At 67.3% G+C, this 20,725-nt stretch carries 22 protein-coding genes and 1 pseudogene; 12 read left to right on the top strand and 11 right to left on the bottom strand.

Annotation, left to right across the window (positions count from 1 at the left end; translation table 11 throughout):
• Positions 1 to 2 precede the first annotated feature (2 nt).
• Together C6A87_RS15950 and C6A87_RS15945 are read right to left on the bottom strand one after the other, a co-directional pair.
• Complete coding sequence (locus tag C6A87_RS15950; RefSeq protein ID WP_311113179.1) at positions 3 to 1,610, bottom strand: NAD(P)/FAD-dependent oxidoreductase; 1,608 nt, start codon at positions 1,608 to 1,610, stop codon at positions 3 to 5.
• Positions 1,600 to 2,088, bottom strand: coding sequence for an SRPBCC family protein (locus tag C6A87_RS15945; RefSeq protein ID WP_311113178.1), 489 nt, complete (start codon positions 2,086 to 2,088; stop codon positions 1,600 to 1,602). Before C6A87_RS15945 ends, C6A87_RS15950 begins: the two co-directional genes overlap by 11 nt.
• Before the next feature lie 101 nt (positions 2,089 to 2,189).
• Here C6A87_RS15945 and C6A87_RS15940 point away from each other — a divergent pair, with 101 nt between their 5' ends.
• Positions 2,190 to 3,002, top strand: a complete 813-nt coding sequence (locus tag C6A87_RS15940; protein ID WP_311113177.1) for an N-acetylmuramoyl-L-alanine amidase — start codon at positions 2,190 to 2,192, stop codon at positions 3,000 to 3,002.
• On the opposite strand, the gene C6A87_RS15935 is transcribed toward C6A87_RS15940, so the two are convergent.
• On the bottom strand, positions 2,999 to 3,988 hold the full coding sequence (locus C6A87_RS15935; RefSeq protein ID WP_311113176.1) for an SDR family NAD(P)-dependent oxidoreductase: 990 nt from the start codon (positions 3,986 to 3,988) through the stop codon (positions 2,999 to 3,001). The two genes, C6A87_RS15940 and C6A87_RS15935, sit on opposite strands and share 4 nt — an antisense overlap.
• 163 nt (positions 3,989 to 4,151) lie before the next feature.
• Here C6A87_RS15935 and C6A87_RS15930 point away from each other — a divergent pair, with 163 nt between their 5' ends.
• Complete coding sequence (locus C6A87_RS15930) at positions 4,152 to 4,571, top strand: hypothetical protein (protein WP_311113175.1); 420 nt, start codon at positions 4,152 to 4,154, stop codon at positions 4,569 to 4,571.
• Positions 4,572 to 4,638: 67 nt separating this feature from the next.
• The gene (locus C6A87_RS15925; RefSeq protein WP_311113174.1) at positions 4,639 to 6,636 is read left to right on the top strand and encodes a phosphotransferase; all 1,998 of its coding nucleotides are present in this window, start codon (positions 4,639 to 4,641) and stop codon (positions 6,634 to 6,636) included.
• A 13-nt stretch (positions 6,637 to 6,649) separates the two neighbouring features.
• On the opposite strand, the gene C6A87_RS15920 is transcribed toward C6A87_RS15925, so the two are convergent.
• From C6A87_RS15920 to C6A87_RS15885, 8 genes and pseudogenes are all read right to left on the bottom strand, one after another.
• The gene (locus C6A87_RS15920; protein ID WP_311113173.1) at positions 6,650 to 7,039 is read right to left on the bottom strand and encodes a VOC family protein; all 390 of its coding nucleotides are present in this window, start codon (positions 7,037 to 7,039) and stop codon (positions 6,650 to 6,652) included.
• On the bottom strand, positions 7,036 to 7,329 hold the full coding sequence (locus tag C6A87_RS15915) for a metalloregulator ArsR/SmtB family transcription factor (RefSeq protein ID WP_311113172.1): 294 nt from the start codon (positions 7,327 to 7,329) through the stop codon (positions 7,036 to 7,038). The genes C6A87_RS15920 and C6A87_RS15915 overlap by 4 nt, the downstream gene beginning before the upstream one ends.
• 52 nt (positions 7,330 to 7,381) lie before the next feature.
• Positions 7,382 to 7,789, bottom strand: coding sequence for a ferredoxin family protein (locus tag C6A87_RS15910; RefSeq protein ID WP_311113171.1), 408 nt, complete (start codon positions 7,787 to 7,789; stop codon positions 7,382 to 7,384).
• Positions 7,786 to 9,393, bottom strand: a complete 1,608-nt coding sequence (locus C6A87_RS15905; RefSeq protein WP_311113170.1) for an FAD-binding protein — start codon at positions 9,391 to 9,393, stop codon at positions 7,786 to 7,788. Before C6A87_RS15905 ends, C6A87_RS15910 begins: the two co-directional genes overlap by 4 nt.
• The gene (locus C6A87_RS15900) at positions 9,377 to 10,114 is read right to left on the bottom strand and encodes an ABC transporter ATP-binding protein (protein WP_311113169.1); all 738 of its coding nucleotides are present in this window, start codon (positions 10,112 to 10,114) and stop codon (positions 9,377 to 9,379) included. The genes C6A87_RS15905 and C6A87_RS15900 overlap by 17 nt, the downstream gene beginning before the upstream one ends.
• Entirely contained in the window at positions 10,111 to 10,980 is an 870-nt protein-coding gene (locus C6A87_RS15895) for an ABC transporter permease (RefSeq protein WP_311113168.1), read from the bottom strand. The genes C6A87_RS15900 and C6A87_RS15895 overlap by 4 nt, the downstream gene beginning before the upstream one ends.
• The gene (locus tag C6A87_RS15890) at positions 10,977 to 11,936 is read right to left on the bottom strand and encodes an ABC transporter substrate-binding protein (protein ID WP_311113167.1); all 960 of its coding nucleotides are present in this window, start codon (positions 11,934 to 11,936) and stop codon (positions 10,977 to 10,979) included. The genes C6A87_RS15895 and C6A87_RS15890 overlap by 4 nt, the downstream gene beginning before the upstream one ends.
• A gap of 88 nt (positions 11,937 to 12,024) precedes the next feature.
• Positions 12,025 to 12,327, bottom strand: a pseudogene (locus tag C6A87_RS15885) (winged helix-turn-helix transcriptional regulator).
• 169 nt (positions 12,328 to 12,496) lie between these two features.
• On the opposite strand from C6A87_RS15885, the gene C6A87_RS15880 reads away from it, so the two are divergent.
• The 9 genes from C6A87_RS15880 to C6A87_RS15840 all read left to right on the top strand — a co-directional run bounded on the left by C6A87_RS15880 (position 12,497) and on the right by C6A87_RS15840 (position 20,662).
• Positions 12,497 to 12,889 carry an ester cyclase gene (locus C6A87_RS15880; RefSeq protein ID WP_311113166.1) on the top strand — a complete coding sequence of 131 codons (393 nt, stop codon included), beginning with the start codon at positions 12,497 to 12,499 and terminating at the stop codon, positions 12,887 to 12,889.
• A gap of 126 nt (positions 12,890 to 13,015) precedes the next feature.
• Positions 13,016 to 13,306: a protealysin inhibitor emfourin gene (locus C6A87_RS15875; RefSeq protein WP_311113165.1), complete on the top strand. Its 291-nt coding sequence runs from the start codon at positions 13,016 to 13,018 to the stop codon at positions 13,304 to 13,306.
• 132 nt (positions 13,307 to 13,438) lie between these two features.
• Positions 13,439 to 14,524, top strand: coding sequence for a M4 family metallopeptidase (locus C6A87_RS15870; protein ID WP_311113164.1), 1,086 nt, complete (start codon positions 13,439 to 13,441; stop codon positions 14,522 to 14,524).
• Positions 14,525 to 14,700: 176 nt separating this feature from the next.
• Positions 14,701 to 14,916, top strand: a complete 216-nt coding sequence (locus C6A87_RS15865; protein WP_311113163.1) for a hypothetical protein — start codon at positions 14,701 to 14,703, stop codon at positions 14,914 to 14,916.
• 136 nt (positions 14,917 to 15,052) lie between these two features.
• Positions 15,053 to 15,268, top strand: coding sequence for an ester cyclase (locus tag C6A87_RS15860; protein ID WP_311113162.1), 216 nt, complete (start codon positions 15,053 to 15,055; stop codon positions 15,266 to 15,268).
• Between the two features lie 592 nt (positions 15,269 to 15,860).
• A complete protein-coding gene (locus C6A87_RS15855; RefSeq protein ID WP_311113161.1) occupies positions 15,861 to 16,754 on the top strand; it encodes a LysR family transcriptional regulator in 894 nt (297 codons plus the stop codon).
• A gap of 116 nt (positions 16,755 to 16,870) precedes the next feature.
• Complete coding sequence (gene phnA, locus C6A87_RS15850; RefSeq protein WP_311113160.1) at positions 16,871 to 18,202, top strand: phosphonoacetate hydrolase; 1,332 nt, start codon at positions 16,871 to 16,873, stop codon at positions 18,200 to 18,202.
• A gap of 25 nt (positions 18,203 to 18,227) precedes the next feature.
• The gene (locus C6A87_RS15845; protein ID WP_311113159.1) at positions 18,228 to 19,535 is read left to right on the top strand and encodes an MFS transporter; all 1,308 of its coding nucleotides are present in this window, start codon (positions 18,228 to 18,230) and stop codon (positions 19,533 to 19,535) included.
• Positions 19,536 to 19,552: 17 nt separating this feature from the next.
• A complete protein-coding gene (locus tag C6A87_RS15840) occupies positions 19,553 to 20,662 on the top strand; it encodes a zinc-binding dehydrogenase (RefSeq protein ID WP_311113158.1) in 1,110 nt (369 codons plus the stop codon).
• Positions 20,663 to 20,725 lie beyond the last annotated feature (63 nt).

Here is a 20,725-nt window from a genome sequence, read left to right as displayed (position 1 = left end):
GTTCAGCCGAGCAGGACTTTGGTAGCGAGGCGATTGAGCCGGCGACGGGGCCACCCGCGGGCGCCGTCGGCGGCCAACGCCGCGCGGGCCGCATTGCGCCCACATATCCCGTGCACCCCGCCGCCGGGCGGTGCCGCCGCGCTACCGAGAAAGACGTTGTCGAGCGGTGTCTGTGCCCGGCCCTGTCCCGGGGCCGGACGAAAGATCACCTGCTGGAACAGCTGCGCGGTGCCGCCGTTGACGGCCCCCGCGTGCAGGTTGGCATCACTGGCCTGGAGGTCCGACGGCCGCTGAACCACCTTCCCGACGATGCGCTCGGCGAAGCCCGGGGCATGGCTCTCGACGACCGCGTCGACGGCGGCGGCCACCTTGTCCGCCGACCCGTCGTCGGTCAGTTCGCGGGGCAGATGCGTGTAGGCCCAGGCGCTTTCGGTCCCGGCGGGGGAGCGGGTGGGATCTGCGGTGGTCATCTGCCCGAACAGCAGGAACGGCTGCTCGGGCAGTGTCGCGGTGTTGAGGTCGGCCATCCACCGGATGAGTCCGGCGTGGTCGGCCCCGAGGTGGACCGTCCCGGCCTGGCCGAGGGCCGGGGACCGCCAGGGGATCGCAGAGTCGAGCGCATAGTTGATCTTGAGCACCGGGGTGTCCCAGACGAATCTGTCCGGTCCGTCGCGCAGATGCCGGGGCAGCACGTCGGAGGGCAGGAGGTGCCGGTACAGCGCCGGGGCCGAGGTGTTCGCGATGACGGCGCGGCGGCACCGCACCACGCGCCCGTCGGTGCACCGGACGGCCGTGGCACGCCGGCCGCGCACGTCGATCGAGGCGACGTCACGGCCGCATTCGACGCGCGCGCCGGCAGCGACGGCCCGGCTCACCAGCGCCCGGGTCAGCTGTCCCGCGCCGCCGACGGGCACGGGAAAACCTCCGTCCTGCGCCAGCATCATCATCAGGTAGCCCATGACACCGCTTCCGGGGGCGTCCACCGGCACGTCGGCGTGCATCGCGTTGCCGAGCACCAGCAGGCGGGCGGCCTCCCCGCCGAAGAGGTTCCGGGCGAGTTCGCCGGCAGGCAGCAGCAGAAGATGAGCCAGTCGCAGCGCTTCGGCGGTGCCGAGCCCGCGGAGCAGTCCCACCGGCCCGCGCACGGGCGGGAACGGGGCGAACAGCGTGTTCAGCAGGGGCTTGTCGATCCGTTTGTAGAGTTCGAACGCATCGATCCAGCGCTGCCCGTCGCCGGCGTGGTGTCGATCGAGTTCTGCTGCGGTGCGGTCGATGTCGCGATAGACGACCGGTGCGTCGGTGTCGTCGGCGGCGCGCGCGTGCCCGACCACGGCCGGGGCGTGTGACCAGCGCAGTCCGTGGTCCTCCAGCGCCAGCGACCGCAGCACCGGCGAGGCCGCCGACAGCGGATAGAACGCGCTGTAGAGGTCGCTGACGTAACCGGGCACCAGTTCGGCGCTGCGTACGGCGCCCCCGGGCTCATCCTGGGCCTCCAGGACGACGACGTCCCAGCCGGCGTCGGCGAGCAACGCGGCGGCGACCAGACCGTTGTGACCTGCGCCGATCACCACAGCATCTGCGGTGTCGGTGGGCGAGAGGCTAGCTGTCATCCGAAGCGCGACGCTCGGCGATGGCCGCCAACCGCCAGGTGGTCTCACGGTTGCGCGGGAAGACCAGGGCCAGTGCCGCCCGCTCGGGCAACCAACTCAGCGGCGGCGTCACCGGGACCTCGGCCATCTCGATGAGGCATCCGCCGTCGTCGAGATCCTGGAGGCGCAGGGTGATTCGCGCTTTGCCGAACGGCCGGCCGTTGGCGATCAGCACAAGTTCGTGCTCAGGGGTCCACGACTCGACGAGCGTGCTGTCGTTGATCAGCGCCGGCCACACCCCGATCGAGTGGTGGATGGTGCTGCCCGGCTGCGGCCACTTCGGGTCGACGGCGCGCATGCGGCTGTTGCCGACCACCCATTGGGAGTAGGTCCAGCCGTCGGCGATGACGTCCCAGACCTGTTGTCGAGAGGCCGACGTCTCGCGCCGGACGATCGGCGCACTGGTGATCTCGGAGGGCTCATGGGAAGCAGTCGACACGAGGACCGGCTACCCGTCCGGCCGCCGGACAAACACGGCCGTCGGCGTGCTTCGATGGGGGACCGGCCCCAACGTACCGATCCTTCCGGAGGTGTCTGCGCATGCCGCAACCCGTCGGCCGGCGCGGTAACCCGGTCTGGCTGGCCGATGTGCTGCGCGCTACCGGGCTGGACGTCGTCGAGTTCCGTGGTTGGCGGCGGCGCGGCCACGGCGACTTCACCGACATCCGTGGGGTCATGGTGCACCACACCGGTTCGGACACCGCCACCGCGGCGTCGGTCGCCTTCGGGTCTCCCGATCTGGCGGGCCCGCTGTCGCAACTGCACATCGCCAGGGACGGCACGGTCACCGTCGTCGCGGCCGGGGTGGCGTGGCACGCCGGGGCCGGCGACTACCCGTGGCTGCCGGCGAACAGCGGCAACCGGCACACGATCGGCGTCGAGTGTGCCAATTCCGGAACCAGTCCAGCCGCGCCGCACCGACGCAACTGGCCCGATGCCCAGTACCTCGCGATGGTCGACAGTTGTGCGGCGATCCTCCGGCACCTCGGCCGGCCGCCCGGCCGCGCGATCGGACACAAGGAGTACGCCGGCCGCGCACAGGGCAAATGGGATCCGGGGGCTATCGACATGGACCGGTTGCGCCGTGACATCGCCGGTCGGATGGACATCCCCGCCGCCGGCCGCGACGCCGTGTTGCTTCGTCGCGGTTCCCGCGGCCCGCACGTCGCCGAACTCCAGCGACGGCTCAAGCATGCCTACGCCGCGTACGCCGGGGGACTGCGCATCGACGGCGTCTTCGGAGCCGAAACCGAGGCGGCGGTAAGGGAATTCCAGCGTCGGACACCGGTCCTGACCGCCGACGGCGTCGTCGGGCCGGCCACTGCCGCGGCGCTGAGGCTGCGCCCCGGCTAGAGCCTGCCGACCTGGCGGAGACCCTCGACGGTGTCGGCGATCGTCTCGGCGGGGTCGCGCTGGATGATGCCGAGGTCGTGCCGGCTGGGCTCGTCGTCGGATTCCGGCATCTGGGTGTAGTACTGCATCGCCGCCGAGTTGATCGGCGTCTCGAACGGCAGGAACGGTCCGACGACGTCGAGCAGCCTGCCCGCGCTGCGCAGCGCGATGTCGGGTACGGGGTAGACGAGCAGTGTCTGGCCGGCGGCCGCGCCGATCATCGATGCCAGCTTGTCGACCGGAACCCGTTGTCCGCCCGCCATGTAACGTCGCGGGCCGCGACCCGGCTCGAGCAGGGCCACGTGCAGGTCGGCCAGATCCCGGACGTCGATGACGATCCACGCCGCGCTCCGGCCGGGCACACCGCGCATCTTCACCGACGCCTCCACGCCCTCCGCGGCCTCGCCGAACTGATCACCTGCGGGCGGGCCGAGGACCATGCCGGGATAGGTGATGTTCACCGGCGCGCCGCCGTCCTGGAGGCCGCGGGCGTACGCCTCGACCGCGGCCTTGGACCGGCCGTAGCCGTCGCTGCCACCGACCACCGGCAGGTCCGCGTGCAACACGTCGAGATCCGGACGGAACAGGGCGGTGAAGCTCGACACGTGGACGATCGGGTCGATGCCGGCCCGTACGGCGCCGCCGAGCACGTTTCGAGCGCCTTCGAGGTTGGTGTGCAGCATCTCATCCGCACGATCGGGATCTGTGGAAACCATTGCCGCGCAATGGATCACCGCGTCGCAGCCCTCCAGGGCGGCCGAGGTGGCGGCGGGATCGGCGATGTCGCCGACGACGTGGTCGCCGATGTCGACGCCGATCTTCTCGGCGCTGGTGGTCAGCCGGTCGGGGTTGCGGACCAGGAACCGCACGTCGTGGCCCGCCTCCTGGAGGGCCTTCGCTGTCCACGCACCGACGAAGCCGGTGCCGCCGGTAACCAGAACCTTCATGTGTCCCCCTCCGTCGCCGTCGGGCCGGACCCTACCGCCCGGACCGAGTCCACAGTACGGGCGGCCGTCGGCGCTGCTTGTCACGTGAGCTCGCCATGTCAGGCTTTACAGTGACCTCATGGGGGCGCATCCAGAAATGCCGACAGGTTTCGATCGACCACGGGTGGACCCGGGCGCGTTGGCATTGGCGACGGTCGCGGGCGCGGTGGCGTTCATCCTGGGGCCGGGCGAATGGGACCTGCTGGCCGTCGTCGTCGGCGTGATGCTGATGTCCATCCTGCTGGCACACCACATCGCCGCACCTGCCACGAGGACTCCGCGCGCCCTGCTGCTGCGAGCGGCCTTCGGCGCCACCACCGGTCTCGCGTTCTGTATCGCGACCGCGCCCGCCATTCAGTACTTCATCGTGACGCCGTATTTCCACGCCGAGAACGACGAGGGGTTATCCGATGACGCCTGGCACACGACGATTGTCCTATCGGTCATGTGGTTCTTCGTTGCGGCGCTGATCGCGATCCTCGAACCGCGGATCGCCAAATGGCTGGACACGCCGCGCCGCCGCACGTCCGCAGACCAGCCCTAGTTGACGTCCGTCAAGTAATTCTGTCGATGCGGTCTTCCGGGGCCGGACGCTGCTATAGGTTGGCCGCGTGCAGTCCTCGTTGCGTCCACAGTTGATCGAACGTCCCGCCGACCTGACCGCCGAATGGCTGACCACCGTGCTCGGACAGGGCACCGTCAGCGGGTTCACCCTCGACCGCATCGGCACCGGCCAGATGAGCGAGTGCTACCGCGTCGCGCTGCGCTACGACGGTGACGGCTCCGGTCCGGCCTCGGTGGTGCTCAAGGTCGCGGCGGCCGACCCGAGCAGCCGCCAGACCGGCATGGCGATGGGACTCTATGAACGCGAGGTCCGGTTCTACACCGATATCGCACCAGGTCTCGGCGGACCCGTCGCACCCTGCTATCACGGAGCCTACGACCCGGCGAGCGGCGCGTTCGACCTCCTGCTCGGCGACGCCGATCCCGCCCAGGTCGGTGACGAGATCCGCGGTGCCACAGTCGAACAGGCGACACTGGCGCTCGGGCAGATCGGGGTGGTGCACGGTCGTCTGCTCGGCGATCAGGCACTGGAGGACGCGCAGTGGCTGAATCGCGAGTCACCGGTGAACCAAGGTCTGATCAGCGCGCTGTACGCCGGGTACCTCGACCGCTACCGCGATCAGCTCGCGCCCGAACACCGGGATGTGTGCGAACGGTTCGTCGCGTCATTCGATGCCTTCATGGATGCCGAGGGTGCCCCGGACGTGCGGCACGGGCTCGTGCACGGCGACTTCCGGCTGGACAACATGCTGTTCGGACCCGAGGGTTCCGAACGCCCGGTGACGGTGGTGGACTGGCAGACCGTCACCTGGGGCCCGGCGTTCACCGATGTCGCGTACTTCCTCGGCTGCGCGCTGCCCGTCGACCAGCGCCGGGCGCACTACGACCGGTTGTTGGCGGTCTACCACGACGCCCTCGGTGGCGCGGCCGGGGTGAGCCTCGACGAGGTTCGCGAGGGCGTGCGCCGCCAGAGTTTCTTCGGTGTGCTCATGGCCATCGTGTCGCCGATGCTCGTCGAGCGGACCGAGCGTGGCGACGAGATGTTCATGGCGATGATCGCGCGCAACTGTCAGCACGTCCTGGACACCGACGCACTGGCCCTGCTGCCCGCCCCGACCACGCCGGAACCGTTGCAGCCCAACCCGGAAGACGACGGCCGCCACGACCCCACCGACGAGCCGCTGTGGAGTGAGAGCTGGTACCTCGACTTCGTCGATCCCGACCAGCAGATCGGCGGCTGGATCCGGTTGGGACTGATCCCGAACGAGAACCATGCGTGGATCAACGGCCTGTTGTGCGTGCCGGGCGGTCCGACGATCGCCATGCTCGACTTCGACGCCCCGCTGCCCGAGGATCACACGCGCGTCCGGTCCGACGGCATCGAGCTGGACATCGACGTGCCGGCGCCGCTGCGCACCTGCCGGGTCGCATTACGGGGACGGGGAGAGGCCCACGACGACGCCGCGGCGATACTGCGCGGCGAGCCAGGCCGACCGGTCGAGGTCTCGATGGACCTGACCTGGACGACGGTCGGGCAGCCGTATCAGTACCGCATCTCTCCACGTTACGAGATCCCCTGCACGGTAACGGGAACCGTGGTGGCCGACGGGCGTACCCACGAGTTCACTGCCGTCCCGGGTCAGCGTGACCACTCGTGGGCGGCGCGGGACTGGTGGAGCATGGACTGGGTGTGGACCGCACTGCACCTCGACGACGGCACCCACCTGCACGGGGTGCAGCTCCTGATCCCCGGCACACCACCGATTGGTATCGGCTATGCCCAGCGGGACGGGGAAGGGCTCGTCGAGCTCACCGAGGTCACCGCGCGAACCACCTTCTCGGACAACGGACTACCGGTTTCGGCCGAGGTCGACTACGCGCCGGGCGACATCACGGCCACCATCGACATCCGCGGGCACGCCCCGGTGCTGCTCACCTCCAAAGACGGCAGGCTCAGCCAGTTCCCGCGCGCATGGGGGACGGTGACCACCACGGATGGCCGCACCGGGGTGGGCTGGATCGAGTGGAACCGCAGCCAGGGCTGATGCGGGCGACGTCCTAGCCGGTGGTGCTCTGGATCTGCACGAGATTGCCGCAGGTGTCGTCGAGCACCGCGGTGGTCACCTGACCCATGTCGGCGGGTTCCTGGGTGAACTGGACGCCGCGGTCGCGCAGCCGTGCGTACTCCGCGCGGACGTCGTCGACGACGAACGCGGTGTAGGGGATTCCGTCGGCGACGAGCGCGTCCTTGAAGGGTCTCACCGCGGGGTGACCGTCAGGCTCCAGGACCAGTTCGGCGCCGTCGGGATCCTCCGGGGCGACGACGGTGATCCATCTCGGCCCGCCCACCGGAACATCGTGTTTCTTCTCGAAGCCCAGCACCTCGGTGTAGAACCGCAGTGCCTTGTCCTGATCGTCGACGAAAATGCTCGCGTAGCTGATTCTCATGGCGTCCCCTCCTCGGAGTCGGTGCGCGTCACCCACCGCTCGGCGATGTCGCGCAACGGTTCGACGTTGATGTGGTGGAACTTGTAGCGGCCGTCGCGACGGGTCTCGACCAGGCCCGCCGACTCCAGCACATCCAGGTGCTGGGACGTCGACTGGCGGGACGCGCTGATGCCGTGCTTGGTCGCCAACCGTGCGCAGATCTCGAAGAGTGTCTGGCCGTCCCGGTCGGTCAGCTCATCGAGGATGGTGCGCCGCGTGGGGTCGGCCAAGGCCTTGAAGACGTCGCCCACAACTCGACAATAGGCAAGTAAATACTTGCATGTCAATGGGCGGCCGCGGCGCTCAGCCGTCGGTGTGGTTCCAGGGGGTGTCCGCGAGGTTCGCAGGCGCAGGAAGTCGCGACTCCGGCAGCGGCGGAACCGCTTTCAGGAGGGGGTTGCGGTCCCGGAGGGCGCCCGCGGTCCGGCCACGGCCCCAGCCGACCATCTCCCGGTACCCGCCGAACAGGCCGGCGCGACTGACCGCGGCTTCGTCGGCATGCGGGCTGGCCGAGTCGACGGGCGCCGAGACGGGGGAGACGTAGAGCGCGTCGACGGGGCAGTAGGCCTCGCACATGAAGCAGGTCTGGCAGTCCGACTGCCGGGCGATCACCGGGATGCCGTCCTCGCCGCGGTCGAACACGTCGGTGGGGCAGACCTTGACACAGACGTCGCAGGCGATGCAGGCGGCGGCGCTGACGATCTCGATCATGCCACCGCCTCTGCCGAAACCAATTGGGGCAAAACCGGATCCGGCGCGGTCCACACCTCGTCGAATCCGCCGACCAGCATGCGGTGCGCTTGCCGGTGATCGGTGGCGGGCCGGTCTTCACGGCGGTGCAGGCCCCGCGTCTCGGTGCGCGTCAACGACGCCGCGGTGATCCACCGCGCCGTGGCGACCAGCGCCACGGCCTGCCGGGTCTTGTACGCCTCCCGCGCCGGCACCGGCGCCAGCCCACCGGCGATGTCCCGCCACACCCCGTTGAGGGCCTCAGCGGACTCGGTCAACCTGTCGTGTGCTTTGAGGTGACTGCGGGTCGGCGGCAACACGTGGTCCTGTGCGGCCCGCACCACCTCGTCCACGGTCGGGGCGTCGGTCGGCCCCGGCCGCATGCCGACCAGGCCGGTCACGTCGGCCGCGGCGACCTCGGTTCCGGCGCGGCGACGGCTGAACTCGGCGGCGCCGCGCCCGGCGAACGTTCCCGACGCGATCGCCCACGATCCGTTGTGGCTGCCGCCGCCGCTGATCGCCCCGGTGATCAACTCCCGGGTCGCCGCGTCGCCCGCGGCGAACAGACCCGGAACGGTGGTGGCACAATCCGGTCCGGTCAGCCGCAGGCCGCCCGTGCCCCGCACCGAGCCCTCGTAGACCATGCGGAGCGGGTAGGCCGTGACGAACGGATCGATGCCCGCCTTGTCCAGCGGCAGAAAGTAGTTGGGCTGGGCGTCGCGCATGGTCTGCCGGATGTGCGCGGGCGCCCGGTCCAGCCTGGCGAATACCCGCTGCCCGCGTGCCAGCGCCCGTTGCGCGTCTTTACGCCCGGCCAGACCGCGTTCGGTCGGGAAGGGCCGACCGTGCTCGTCGTAGAGGCTGGCCCACTGCAGCATGCGTCCCTTGGTGTGGATGCCCCATTCCGGTGCCAGCGCGTAGGCGGTGCAGAACTCCATGCCCGACAGGTCGGCACCCACCTCGGCGGCCATCAGGTAGCCGTCGCCGGTGTCGACGTTGGTGCCGAACGACCCGGACAGGAACGCGGTCCCGCCGGTGGCCAGTACCACCGCGCCGGCGGTGACGCGCCACTGCCTGCCGCCGTCCTGGCGGGCAATCCCGTGGGCTCCGTTGACGATTCCATCGGTATCGGTGGCGAGCGCGGTGGCGGGATGGTGATCGAGGATGCGCACCCCGCTGCGGTGGGCCTTGCGCCGCAGCCGGCGCATGTACTCCGGGCCCTGCAGGCTGACGCGGAGCTGCCGTCCGTCGTCGCCGACCGGGAACGGGTAGCCCCACTCGGCGAGCTGCTCGACGCGGTCCCACGACGCGGACAGCACCCGTGACATCCAGTCGGCATCGGTGAGGCCCCCGGCGGCGGCCTCGCGTTCCCGCATGGATTCGTCGCGGCGCGGGCCGGGCGGGATCAGCCACAGGTTGTTGCCGCCGGCGGCGGTTGCTCCACTGGTTCCGCAGTACCCTTTGTCCACCAGGGTGACCCGGCTGCCGGACTCGGCGGCGGCGATCGCGGCCCAGGTGGCCGCCGGGCCGCCGCCGATCACCAGGACGTCGGTGACATGTACGTCGACGTCACCGGCTGCGGTCATGCCCGACCTCCTCCTGCACGCCCAGCTCGGCCAGCAGCGTGCGGCGAAGTTCGTCGAAGCCCTCGTCGCCGCGGCTGCGCGGGAACGGCAGCTCCACCCGACGATCCAGCGAAACCTTGCCTTCGGAGAGCACGACCACCCGGTCGGCGAGCAGGATGGCTTCGTCGACGTCGTGGGTGACGTGCAGCACGGCCATGTGCCTGCGGGCCCACAGATCGTGCAGCAGGCGGTACATCTTGAGTCGGGTCAAGGCGTCCAGCGCGCCGAACGGTTCGTCGAGCAGCAACAGGTCGGGCTCCCGCACCAGCGCCCGGGCCAGCGAGACACGTTGTGCCTCACCGCCGGACAGGGACAGCGGCCAGGAGCGGGCCTTGTCGGCCAACCCGACCTCGTCGAGTGCGGCCTGCCCGCGGGCGGTCCTGCTCGGTGCGTCGGGGCCGGCATCGGGCAGTGCGAAGGTGACGTTGGCCAGCGCGCGGCGCCACGGCAGCAGGCGCGGATTCTGGAACACCACGGCCCGCGAGCGCGGCACGATCACCGACCCGTCGGCCTGGCCGTCGAGCCCGGCGAGGATGCGCAGCAGCGTGCTCTTGCCCGAACCGGAGCGGCCCAGCATCGCGACGAACTCACCGTCGGCGATGTCCAGATCGAGGCCGTCGAGGACCTGCTGGGCGCCGAACGCACGCCGCAGGTCGCGCACGGTGACCACCGGAGCGCTCATACCGTGGCCTCGAATCCGGCGAACCCGTTGCGCCAGGACAGCAGCAACCGCTCCAGCAGTCGCACCAGTGCGTAGGAGGCCAGGCCGAGCACCGCGTAGATGACGATCACCAGCAGCGACACGTCGAACTGCAGGTTGGTCTGCGCGCGCGACATCAGGAAGCCGATGCCCTCGGTGGTGTTGATCATCTCGGCGAAGATCAGGCTCAGCCAGGCGCTGGACAGTCCGAGACGAAGGCCGACAAGGAAATTCGGCATCGCACCGGGCAGGATCACCTGGGTGATCAGCGTGGTGCGGCGGACCTCGAGGGTCTGCGCCATCTCCACCAGCTGTTGGTCGACGCCGCGGATCCCGGAGTAGGTGTTGATATAGATCGCGATCGCGACACCGAGGGTGATGAGCACGATCTTGGGTCCCTCGCCGATGCCCATCCAGATGATGAGCAGCGGGGTGAGCGCGAAGTTCGGGACGGCCTTGAGGATCTGCATGCTCCAGTCGAGGAGGTCCTCACCGGTGCGGGTCAGGCCGGCGAAGACGGCGAGCAGCACGCCGAGGGTGATCCCCAGCACGGTGCCGATCAGCACCCGGGTGGTCGAGGTGCCGATGTGCAGCGCGAGCTGGCCTTCGGTCAGCAGACGCCATGCGGTGACGGCGACATCTGACGGCGGAGGGAACAGATCCGTGTTGAGCAGTCCGGTGCCCGAGCCGATGGTCCACGCGGCCAGGACGAGCACCGGGCTGACCATCCGGCGGACCGGGCGGGGGATCCGCGCCCAGATCCCGCGCCGGCGGCGGTGCCCGGCGACGACGTCGATCAGTTGCGGTGCGGGCCTTTCCGGACGAACCGGTGCGTCGACGACGGTCACGACTGCGCTCCGGCCCACTCGCGAACCGAGTACTGGCCTTCCAGGGAGCCGTCGGCTTCGAGGAAGTCGTAGGCGGCCTGGAGCTGGTCCACACCCTGCGCCGGGAACGGCTCGGTGTTGAACTCGTCGGGCCGCGTCGACTCCCTGACGAACTCGATGTCGGTGCCGCCGGTCTGGGCGACCCATTCGGCGTACTGGTCGAAGTTCTCGCGGATGTCCTTGTTGACCGCGGTGACGGCCTGGCGCCAGGCGTCGGCGAAGTCGGGGTGCTCTTCGGTGAAGGTGGACAGCGCGATGTTGGTGCCGGTGCTGCCCAGGCCGTGTCGGGACAGGCTGTCGATGATCGGGAATCCCTTGCTCTGCAATTCGATAGCGCTGGCACCGGTGACGACGGTGGCGTCGATCTGGCCCGAGCTCAGACCGGCGATCGATTCGGGTGTCGGCACGTCACGCACCTGGATCTTGCCGTTCAGGCCGGCCGCGTCGATCAGCTGCTTGGCCGCCCGGTCGCGGATGGTGCCCTGCGGCGCGGTCACCGACTTGCCGACCAGGCCTTCGATGTCGGTCGGTCCACCCTTGGCGCCGACCAGCCACGCATCGCCGTTGATCGAGTCGAGGGTCAGCAGAACGACCTTCGGATCGCGGCTGCGAGCGCGCAGCGCCGGGTTGTCGCCGATGGCGGCGACGTCGACGGCCCCGGCGAACAAGGCCGATGCGACGTCACTGCCGGACTGGAAGAACGCGTACTCGATCTTGTCGACGCCGGCGTCCTTGAGTTGCTCGGCCAGGATGCCCTGCTTGTCGCCCCAGCCCAGCGACCCGGCGGGAGTGCCGGTCGGAGACGTGGCGCCGATACGCAATGTGTAACCACCGGATCCGTCGTCGCCGCTGCCACAGGCCACGGCCGAGCTCAGGACGGCAAGTGTCAGGGCGGTGCGCGCGAGGTGGCGGTACATGGATGGGCCTCCGGGAAAGGGTTATCGCGTCAGAAACACGGATCGACCCCAGTAGATGTCGGATGCGCGGAGGAAGCGACAGTTTGGCTCAGTCTGACCTGAAAGAGCCGGCGTCGTATGTCGCACGGGCCCGTTCGATCTCCGGCAGGTGGGCCTCGGCCCAGTCGAGCAGAACGAGGATCGGCTGACGAAGTGTCCTGCCCAGGCTCGCGGTCAGCGACTTCTAGGTCACCGCGGGGATCGCGAGTCGCAGGTCGTTGAATCGGCGTGGTTGTTCGCAGAGCAGGTTCAGCACGCTCAGCGACCACTTGTCGAGCACCTGATCGAGCAGTTCGCGATGCGGGGCGGAGATCAGGATCCCGCCGTCGAAGGCTTCGGCGGTATCGGTCATGAAACCTCGTCTCGTTGAAGTGCCTTTCGGACACCTCGTATCCAAAAAATATCGGATCCGCTACGCGGTCTGACCGGATGAGGGAGTGACGGATGCCCGCTGGAGTCATGCTCAACGCCAGGCCCTTGACCGACAGTCATCAGCACACGCCGAACGCCAAGGAGAAGCCATGAACGATCTGCCCCTGACCGAGACTTACGGACGCTACCTCCGGTGCCTCAACGACAGACGGTGGGAGGACCTGGGGCAGTACGTGTGTGACGACGCGATCCACAACAAGCGGCCACTGGGATTGACCGGGTACCGGGAAGTGCTCGAATCGGACACCGCGGCGATACCGGATCTGCAGTTCCACGCCGAGATCGTCGTCGCGCAGCACGATGTGCTGGGCGCCGTGCTGACCTTCCACTGCACACCGGAGCAGCGGTTCCGCGGCCTCGAACCGACCGGAGCGCAGATTTCATTCAGCGAACACGTCTTCTACCGGTTCCGGGACTCCCGGATCGCCGAAGTCTGGTCGCTGATCGACACCGAGGCCATCGCGGCGCAACTCGGTCGCTGAGCGCCGCCGGCCGCTATCGAATGTCCACTCGATGTGCACCAATACTCATGCCGATGACCGACCCATCGGGCAGGGTCTTATCTGCAACACGGTGTCCCGAGCGACACAGGAACATGGAGAGGCGCGATGAGAGTGTCGTTGCAGACCTATGGCGGCCAACTGGGCGGCCTCGGTCGGCCCGAGCACGTCGTCGACACCGATTCCCTTGCGCCCGAGAACAGCCGGGCGTTGGCCGGTTTGATCGCCGCGGCCGAAGCCTCGTTGGCGGCGCCACGTCCGACGAATGAGAATCTGCGCGACGCCCAGACCTACGTCGTCGAGATCCACGAGGGTGACGCGTCCAGGACTCTGGAGGCGACCGACGGCAGTGTGCCCCCCGAATTCGCTCGTCTGCGCGATTGGCTTCGGAGCCGGTAGACAGCGGATCGACATCCACGGTCCGACTCGCGTACTGCGCGACACGCGTCAGCGCGGCCCCGGCGTTAGCGTCAAGGGTGGCAGGCACGTCGGGGACCGCTTGCCGATGAACTGGAGGGACTGAAGTCGACGATGAGCATCTTCCACGAACTCAACTGCATCATGCCGCCGCACCTCCTGGACCGGCTGGTGGACTGCGACGACTCCCAGGTGCGGGAGGCGGCACGACGGACACTCGTCACGAGCGCCCACCTGCGGGGTGCACGGTCGACCCACCCTGCGATCGCCGGCGATCTGGCCACCCCGGCACAGGGCAGGCGCACGATCTTCGACGCAGAACACCGGGAATCGCTCGCCACCGCCGTGTTGGTGCGCACGGAGGAGGCGCCGCCGGTGTCGGAGGTGGCGGTGAACCAGGCGTTCGACGGGTTGGGCTGGACCCGGCAGTTCTACGCAGACGTTCTCGACCGGGACTCGATTGACGGAGCCGGTATGCGGCTGGACGGTTACGTGCACTACGGCGAAGAATTCAACAACGCCTTCTGGGACGGTAGGCACATGGTGTTCGGTGACGGCGACCTCGTCCTGTTCGCCGACTTCACCGGTGCACTCGACGTGATCGGGCACGAGCTGACACACGGAGTTACCGAGACGACGGCCGCACTGGTGTACCACAACCAGCCGGGAGCGCTCAACGAGTCGATTTCGGACGTATTCGGGTCGCTGGTCAAGCAGTGGTCGCTCGGGCAGCCCGCGGAGGACGCCGACTGGCTCATCGGTGCGGACATCTTCACGCCGAGTCACGCCGGCGACGCCCTGAGATCCATGAAGAATCCCGGGACCGCCTACGACAACCCGACGATGGGCAAGGATCCGCAACCTGCGCACATGCGTGACTTCGTGGTGTTGCCGGATACCGCGCGCGGCGACAACGGCGGTGTCCACATCAACTCCGGCATCCCGAATCGCGCGTTCTACCTCACTGCGGTGAACATCGGCGGCCAGGCGTGGGAGGCGCCCGGGCGCATCTGGTACGAGACGCTCAAGGCGTCGAGCAGGAGGACGGACTTCCAGCAGTTCGCCGACGCCACCGGCGCAAAAGCCCAGCAGCTGTTCGGAATTGACGTCCGGCAAGCGGTCGTCGACGCCTGGGACCAAGTGGGCATCACCGTGGCGCGCTCGCGGGGAGAAGGGTCGGCATCCGCGGCTGCGTCCTGAGACGGCTGGTGCGGCCGTGGGCGATCGGTCATTGAGGCTGCCGCCGCGCAAGCGGGCCGACCGAAACCCAGAGTCATCGCGCAGGTGCCCGTGTTGCCCACCGAGGACCCCGAGGACGGACACGGCTTCGCCGCCAGCGCACTCGCGTTCTACGAGCGATTCCGTCCTATGTCAGGGTGATCGAACGCGAAGGCGTCGACTCGGTCGCCGACCTGGCCGCTGTGGGCGACGCCGGTGTGATCCGGCGCCGTGTGCAGCGCTACTACGACGCCGGGGCCACCGACATCGTCCTCAACCCCCTCGACCCGGCCACGCTGCCCCCAGGTGTGGGACATCGCCGGATCATTGACGACGTCACTGCACAGAAACCGAATTCGAAGGAGGAGTCGTGAACGATCTGCCGCTGACCGAGACCTACGGGCGCTACCTGCAATGCCTCAACGAGAGGCGACGGGAGGACCTGGGGCACTTCGTCTGTGACGACGCGGTCCACAACAGGCGACCACTGGGGTTGGCCGGGTCCGGGAGATGCTGGAATCGGACACCGCGGCGATACCGGATCTGCAGTTCCACGCCGAGATCGTCGTCGCGCAGCACGATGTGCTGGGCGCCGTGCTGCCCTTCCGCTGCACACCGGAGCAGCGGTTTCGCAGCTTCGAACCGACCGGCGCGCAGATCTCTTTCACCGAGCATGTGTTCTACCGGTTCCGCCCGACTCCAGGATCGCCGAGGTGTGGTCGCTGATCGACACCGAAGCGGTCGGGGCACAGCTAGGCCGCTGCGCACCGGGGGTAGTCGACTACGCGTGTGTGCGGACGCCGACGCGCTTAACGTCACCGAGGTCAGAATCGGCTGGCGATCGGTGGAGGTACCCTTTGAGTTTCACGCTGTACCGCACCTTTTTTCAAAGTATTTCGACTCCGAGTTCTTCGCGAACACGTGGGGCAGCACGTACAACGGAACGCGCAAGCACTGATCCGGTCGGGTCACCCGGTACCGCGGCCGAGCACCACGCCGACGTCGAGGTGCCAGTGATGCGGCACCGTAGCCGTGCGAAACGATGTCGGAGCCGGAGTGCCGGTGCCGTTCTCCACGTCTGCATCCGAGGCCGCGTCACAGTGACGGAACTACGTATCGGCGGTGATGCCGTCAGCACCGACCGGTGAGGTTCTGCGCGGTCTAGCGGCCGTCAAAGTGCCACCGGCGCAATACACCATCGCGACGATATCGGTGCCGGTCCGACCGAGGCCGAGATCTCGCGGGCTGTTGAGGTGCAGACCGCTCCGTCGGCGGTGCTGACGGATCAGCGCAATATCCGTTGGATAATGTATGCAGTGTGCTGAGCCTGACGCAACTCGAAGTGCTGATCGTTGTGGCCGAGTCCGGAGGGTTTTCCGGCGCCGCCAAGCGCCTCTTCATGAGTCAGCCCTCAGTATCCAATCATGTCCGGAATCTGGAGAATTCGCTCGGGATACAGCTCGTCCAGCGAACTTCGCAGGGCGCCAGGACTACCACGGCTGGCGAGGTCGTCATCGAGCACGCCCGCAAGGTGTTCGAGCTGCTTTCGAGCTTGGAGCATCACGTTGCCGGTCTGCAGGGGCTGCAGGCCGGACGACTGGTGGTGGCCGGTACCACTACTCTCGGCACCTACCTACTGCCTCGCTTGGTGGCTGAGTTCACCGAACAGGCACCCAGGGTGGAGTGCCAACTTCGCGTGGGGAACGAGGACGCGGTAGAGAACTGGCTGGTGCGCGGCGAGGTAGCGCTGGGATTATGCGCCGAGCTCCCAAGCGAGGAGCAGTTGGTCGCGACGCCAATGTTCGAAGAGGCGATGGTTCTCGTCGCAGCTCCTGATGCGCCGTTGTGTGGAGTGCAGCTGAAGGCCGAAGATCTAGCGGGGCAACGGTTCCTGATGCGCGAGATGGGCTCCGCGACGCGGCGCCAGCAGGAAGCTGCCCTCAGACTCTGGGGACTGGGCTCCGTTGAGCAATGGGATCTGTGGGGGCCGGACACCCTCAAGGAGGCGGTGCATGCGGGTCTGGGGGTGGCACTACTTTCGGAACACGCCACCGCGCGCGAGCGGGAGTTCGGGCTGCTGGCTGCGTTGTCAGTGGAACCGGCTCCGCCGAGCCGAACAGCGTATCTGGTGCGGCGAGCTGATCGCGTGCTGACTCCTCCGGAGGAGGCGTTCGTTGCCTTGGTCCGAAAGCTTGCGAGCTGGCCTGTGTGACCGTGCCGCTGGTGCGGTTATGGCTCCGATAGCCAAGTCGGGGGTTCTATGTGGCGTTCGTCACCTGCACTGTTACGAGCGATCTTGTTCCACTCGCCCGTACCAGGAGCCCGCACGTGCTTTCTTCTTCATTCGGTGTAAACGGCCGTACATACACGATGCCGGGCGCTCCGGTGGTCGTGATTTGCATTGACGGAAGCGAACCCGAGTATCACGCAGCCGCGTTGAGCGCCGGCCGGATGCCCTCGCTCAGCCGAATGCTCGATGTCAATGGCAGCTCATGGCCCGGGCACTGCGCAATGCCCGCGCTGACGAATCCGAACAACGTTTCGATCGCCACCGGACAGCCACCAAGTGTTCACGGCATCAGCGGTAACTACACCCTGGACACCGAGACCGGGACAGAGATGCTGATGAACGACAGCCGGTTCCTGCGTGCGCCGACGATTTTCGCCGCCGCCACCGCCGCCGGCCTTGACGTTGTCGTCGTGACGGCGAAGGACAAACTGCGGCGACTGCTCGGGGCGGGACTGGTCGACAAAGGGCCACCTCTCGATGGCGGGGAAGGCTTGGTCGAGCCTCGGCGCACCGGCATCTGCTTCTCCGCGGAGAAGGCAGACGAAGTCACCCTGGCAGCCAACGGTATTGAGGACGTGCTCGAACTCGTCGGCAAGCCCCTGCCCGCGGTGTACTCAGCCGAGCTGTCCGAGTTCGCGCTGGCCGCAGGTGCTGCCATCTATGAGACTCGCTGTCCCGATCTGATGTATGTGACCTTGACCGACTACGTCCAGCACAAGCATGCTCCGGGCACCGAGGAAGCGAACTCCTTCTACGCGATGATCGATTCGTACATAAAGCGATTCGATGACCTGGGTGCGGTGGTCGTCGTCACCGCCGACCACGGAATGAGTGCCAAGACCGACGCCGACGGTAGGCCGAACATCCTGTATGTCGAAGACGAGGTCCGTCGCATCATCGGCGTTGACGGAGCGCGTGTGATCCTGCCGATCACCGATCCCTACACGGCCCACCACGGAGCATTGGGTTCCTTCGCCAGCGTCTATCTGCCCGCCGGTGTGGACCATGCGCTCGTCATCGATCGATTACGGATGCTGCCAGGGGTTTCCCATGCGCACACCCGCCGCGAGGCTGCGGAACGCTATCGGCTACCGGCCGACAGGATCGGAGACGTCGTACTACTCGCCGAGGCAGGGACTGCGCTGGGGCGATACGCGGAGTGGCACGACCTCAGCGGTTTGGACGCACCGCTGCGCTCCCATGGAGCGCTCGGTGAAGTGCAGGTTCCGTTCATCGTCAACCGTCGATTGCCGCGTCCGGCCCCGCTGGACGAGCCCTACGGCGAACCGGCATACGTGCACAACTACGACGCCTTCTGGGTGGCAACGACACTCGCCTCCCAGCAATCCCAGACCGTCTCAACGCTGTAGACCCACAACCCGATTGGTGGACTAGATGTCTGACACGCATGAAAGATCGATTAACCAGTTCGATCAGCTCGCCGTTTCGGAGGCGAAGTTCTCCCGTTTGAAATGGCGAATGTTGTTGGCTGCCATGTTCTGTTACCTATTCTTCTACACAGGTAGGCAGACCTTCGGCTTTGCCATCCCCGGAATCGAGGCTGATCTCGGCCTCAGTAAAACCACATTGGGTGCCATCAGTGGCGCGATGCTGTGGTGTTACGCGGTCGGGCAGATGATCAACGGCAACCTCGCAGACAAGTTCGGAGGGCGCAAGATGATGAGCCTGGGTGCGGTGTTGTCCACCCTCATGAACTGGTGCACCAGCTTCTCAGTTGGCTCGAAGTCACTGAGCATGTTCTGGGGGGTCAATGGTTTCACTCAGGCCATGGGGTGGCCTGGCGGCGGCCGGGTCATCTCGAACTGGTGGGGTCCCCACGAAAGGGGCAAGAGCTTCGGCTTCTACACTTTCGCAGCAGGGATGGCGTCGGTCCTGGCCTTCGTGACCTCCACCATCGTGGTGGACACACTGGAACTCGACTGGCAGTGGATCTTCCGTATCCCCGTACTCCTGATGCTGGTCGGTGGCGTGGTTTTCTACCTGGTCGCCAGGGACAACCCCAAGGAAGCCAACATCATTCCGCCCGCCTCGTTCACCCGCGATGAAGAGCACGTGGAAGAGTCTGTGGCAGAGGCCAACCCGGGACGTTCACTGGAGCGTTACAAGGCAGTCCTGCGTAATCCGAAAATCTGGTCCACAGGCGTCGCGATCGGCTTTCAGAACGCCGCACGCTACGGATTGTTGATCTGGGTCCCGGTGTACTTCCTCGGCGCCGACTGGAAGCAGAGCGAAGGGGGCATCAGTCCGCTCTGGATCTCGGTGGCACTGCCGGTCGGCATGGCCGTGGGCGCACTCACGAACGGCCAGCTGTCGGACCGGATCTTCGGATCGCGCCGAGATGTGCCCATCATCCTGTTCATGCTGCTGGGCGCCGTTGCCGCGATGACGATGTACCTCGCTAATCTGGGTACCGTGGCCGGCATCATTGTGCTGTTCCTGACCGGCTTTTTCGTCTACGGACCGCAGTCGTCGTTCTGGGCCCTGTGCCCGGACATCGCAGGCAAGAAGATGGCAGGCACCGCAACGGGTGTGGTGAACTTCTTCTCCTACCTGTTCGCGGGTGCTGCCGAGCCACTCGTCGGTTACATCATGGATGACACAGGCAACACCTCGCTGATCTTCCCGATCGTCGCCGCATCGTGCGTGGCCAGCGCCTGTGTGGCCCTGACCATCCGTCGCTGACACAGAAGGAGAAAACTATGACTGCAATCATCAACGGCAGTGACGAACACCGCGTCACCGTCGGTGCCGAGAACATTGCCGCAGCTGTCTGGTCAGGGCTGGAGGCGGGATTCTCGGTTGAACCCCAACCCTTCCCAGTCCTGCGGAGCGGGGAGGTGCTGGTGAATGTGGAGCTGGCTACCATCTGTGGAAGTGACCTGCACACCATCAACGGTGACCGGCCCACACCTCTGCCCACTGTGCTCGGACACGAGACGGTCGGGACCATCGTGGCAACCGGCGGGAACGTCACCGCACACGACGGGCAGCAGCTCGGGATCGGTGACCGCATCACGTGGACCATCGGGACCGCGTGCGGGCAATGCAGGCGCTGTCTACGCGGCATTCCCCAGAAGTGCCTGACAGTGCGCAAGTACGGCCATGAAGCGATGGACGACCACTGGCGCCTCAACGGAGGCTTGGCCACGCACTGTCATCTGATCGCCGGCACTGGCCTGGTGCGGGTGCCAGATGACCTTCCCGCGTCTATTGCGGCTCCGGCGAACTGTGCCACCGCCACGGTGGTGTGCGCAGCGCGGCGGGTGGGCCTGAACGCCGAGGACGCCGTGATCGTCCTGGGCTGTGGGATGCTCGGTCTCACCGCGGTCGCCTACGCCCGTGATCTCGGCGTCGAGAACATCGTGGCCTGCGATGTCGATGCGGGCCGTCGCGAAGCCGCAAGGGAGTTCGGTGCCACAGTCACTTGTGCCCCTGACGACCTGGCGGCGGCAGCGGCCGAACAAGGTGCCGACGTGGTGTTTGAGCTCTCGGGAAACAACAGGGCGGTTCAAAGCGCACTCGCAGTGGTCGACATGGGCGGACGGATTGCGCTGGCAGGTTCGGTGTCGCCTTCTCCGGAGATCGCCTTCGAGCCGAGCGGTTACGTGAAGAACCTGACCACATTGGTCGGTAGCCACAACTACCGGGTGGGCGATCTCGCTGAAGCCGTCGACTTCCTGCAACGGAGTGAATGCCAGCGTCTGTTCGCCGATCTGGTGTCCGCACCGTATCCGCTGAAGCAGATAGACGACGCCGTCGCGGCCGCCCGCGCCGGGGCCGCTCCGCGCGTTGCTGTGTGTATGCAGTGACACCCCGCCGCAAGGCTCGGCGACCCCAGTCAGTCGCGCCAAGCCCGGGAAGCAAGAGCCGAA

Origin of the sequence: Mycobacterium sp. ITM-2016-00317, assembly GCF_002968295.1 — a bacterium.
Lineage (GTDB): Bacteria > Actinomycetota > Actinomycetes > Mycobacteriales > Mycobacteriaceae > Mycobacterium.
The sequence above is the reverse complement of the archived record's forward strand: the minus strand, read 5'-3'. Positions and strand labels throughout refer to the sequence as shown.

Coding starts and splice junctions, on each gene's coding strand:
- C6A87_RS15840 (WP_311113158.1), top strand. CDS start 19,553: ATGACTGCAATCATCAACGGCAGTGACGAACACCGCGTCACCGTCGGT.
- C6A87_RS15880 (WP_311113166.1), top strand. CDS start 12,497: ATGAACGATCTGCCCCTGACCGAGACTTACGGACGCTACCTCCGGTGC.
- C6A87_RS15900 (WP_311113169.1), bottom strand. CDS start 10,114: ATGAGCGCTCCGGTGGTCACCGTGCGCGACCTGCGGCGTGCGTTCGGC.
- C6A87_RS15935 (WP_311113176.1), bottom strand. CDS start 3,988: ATGAAGGTTCTGGTTACCGGCGGCACCGGCTTCGTCGGTGCGTGGACA.
- C6A87_RS15870 (WP_311113164.1), top strand. CDS start 13,439: ATGAGCATCTTCCACGAACTCAACTGCATCATGCCGCCGCACCTCCTG.
- C6A87_RS15950 (WP_311113179.1), bottom strand. CDS start 1,610: ATGACAGCTAGCCTCTCGCCCACCGACACCGCAGATGCTGTGGTGATC.
- C6A87_RS15910 (WP_311113171.1), bottom strand. CDS start 7,789: ATGATCGAGATCGTCAGCGCCGCCGCCTGCATCGCCTGCGACGTCTGT.
- C6A87_RS15940 (WP_311113177.1), top strand. CDS start 2,190: ATGCCGCAACCCGTCGGCCGGCGCGGTAACCCGGTCTGGCTGGCCGAT.
- C6A87_RS15905 (WP_311113170.1), bottom strand. CDS start 9,393: ATGACCGCAGCCGGTGACGTCGACGTACATGTCACCGACGTCCTGGTG.
- C6A87_RS15920 (WP_311113173.1), bottom strand. CDS start 7,039: ATGAGAATCAGCTACGCGAGCATTTTCGTCGACGATCAGGACAAGGCA.
- C6A87_RS15860 (WP_311113162.1), top strand. CDS start 15,053: ATGCTGGAATCGGACACCGCGGCGATACCGGATCTGCAGTTCCACGCC.
- C6A87_RS15875 (WP_311113165.1), top strand. CDS start 13,016: ATGAGAGTGTCGTTGCAGACCTATGGCGGCCAACTGGGCGGCCTCGGT.
- C6A87_RS15845 (WP_311113159.1), top strand. CDS start 18,228: ATGTCTGACACGCATGAAAGATCGATTAACCAGTTCGATCAGCTCGCC.
- C6A87_RS15890 (WP_311113167.1), bottom strand. CDS start 11,936: ATGTACCGCCACCTCGCGCGCACCGCCCTGACACTTGCCGTCCTGAGC.